This is a genomic window from Aeromonas cavernicola, assembly GCF_002795305.1.
Classification (GTDB): domain Bacteria; phylum Pseudomonadota; class Gammaproteobacteria; order Enterobacterales; family Aeromonadaceae; genus Aeromonas; species Aeromonas cavernicola.
In genome coordinates this window covers 1-1,317 of record NZ_PGGC01000286.1, presented here as the reverse complement: position 1 = coordinate 1,317, position 1,317 = coordinate 1, and the positions used below count along the sequence as shown (strand labels likewise).

General features: G+C 61.9%; 1 protein-coding gene. It reads right to left on the bottom strand.

Annotated elements, in window-relative coordinates; all coding sequences use genetic code 11:
• Positions 1-110: 110 nt before the first annotated feature.
• On the bottom strand, positions 111-1,193 hold the full coding sequence (locus CUC53_RS18580; protein WP_100295431.1) for a glycerol dehydrogenase: 1,083 nt from the start codon (positions 1,191-1,193) through the stop codon (positions 111-113).
• Positions 1,194-1,317 lie beyond the last annotated feature (124 nt).

Below are 1,317 nucleotides of genomic sequence, written 5' to 3'. Positions count from 1 at the left end.
ACCACGGCTGACCTTGCCATATAAACCGGCCCCGCCTCTGCGGGGCCGATTCATTTTCTACGGGCCGGGCCGGTTCGCAATGGCCTGACTAACCGTCAGCCGTGGTGCGGTTACTGCCCCAGTTGGTGGGCGGTGACGATGGCCGCCAGCACATCCTCGGCCGTGACCTTGAACGGCATGTTGTGGATGGTCTCCCCTGCGGCGGTGGAGGCCTTGGCCACCTCCATCAGGCGCGCCATGTCCAGCTCTTTGACTCCCATCATATGCAGGTTGGTCGGCAGGCCCACCGAGCGGCAGAAAGCCAGCAAGGTCTCGATCTCCGCCAGTGGTGCGTTTTCTAGCACCAGCTGGACTAGGGTGCCGAACGCCACTTTCTCACCGTGATAAAGGTGATGACACTCGGCCAGCTGGGTCAGGCCGTTGTGGATGGCATGGGCAGCGGCCAGCCCGCTGCTCTCAAAGCCGATACCGCTCAGGTAGGTGTTGGCCTCGATGATGTTCTCCACCGCCTTGGTGCAGAGCCCCTGTTCCACCGCCAGCTTGGCCTTGTAGCCGTCGGCCAGCAGGGTTTGGTAGCAGAGCTCGGCGATGGCCTGCGCCGCCAGCGTGGGGGCGCCACCGGCCATGGTCTGGCAACCGGAAACCTTGTTGGCGCGCGCCTCGAAGTAGGTGGAGAGCGCATCCCCCATGCCGGCGACCAACAGCCGCACTGGGGCGCGGGAGACCACGCCGGTATCCATGATGACCATGTTGGGGTTGGTCGGGATCATCAGGTATTCGCTGAACTGCCCTTCTGGGGTGTAGATGACCGCCAGCGCGCTGGTGGGGGCATCGGTGGAGGCGATGGTCGGCACGATGACCACCGGCACCTTCTGGTAGAAGGCGACCGCCTTAGCGGTATCCAGCGTTTTGCCGCCGCCGATACCGATGATGACGTCAAACGGCGTCTGCTGGCAGCGAGCCAGCAGGCGGTCGATCTCGGGGCGGGAGCATTCACCGTTGAAGCAGTCGAACTCCGATTTGATGCCAGCGCCGTGGAAGCTGGTGGCCACGGTATCGCCCACCAGTTTGGTGACGAAGGCGTCGGCCAGAATGAGTGGCTTGGCGCCGAGCGCTTTGACGTAGTTGCCGATATTGGCGAGGGCCCCGTTACCTTGCACATATTTGCTGGGGCTGATGATGATGCGGTCCATATTCTATCCCTCTCTCTAGTTCNTAAGACGTCTTTTGAAACTAACAGGGGCGAAGGGTCGGCAGTGCCGGAGACCCCTTCGTCTTTACTTGCACGACATACTTACACGACATATTTGCACGACA

Excerpts from the sequence above, each read along its gene's own strand:
- CUC53_RS18580 (WP_100295431.1), bottom strand. The coding sequence starts at position 1,193 with ATGGACCGCATCATCATCAGCCCCAGCAAATATGTGCAAGGTAACGGG.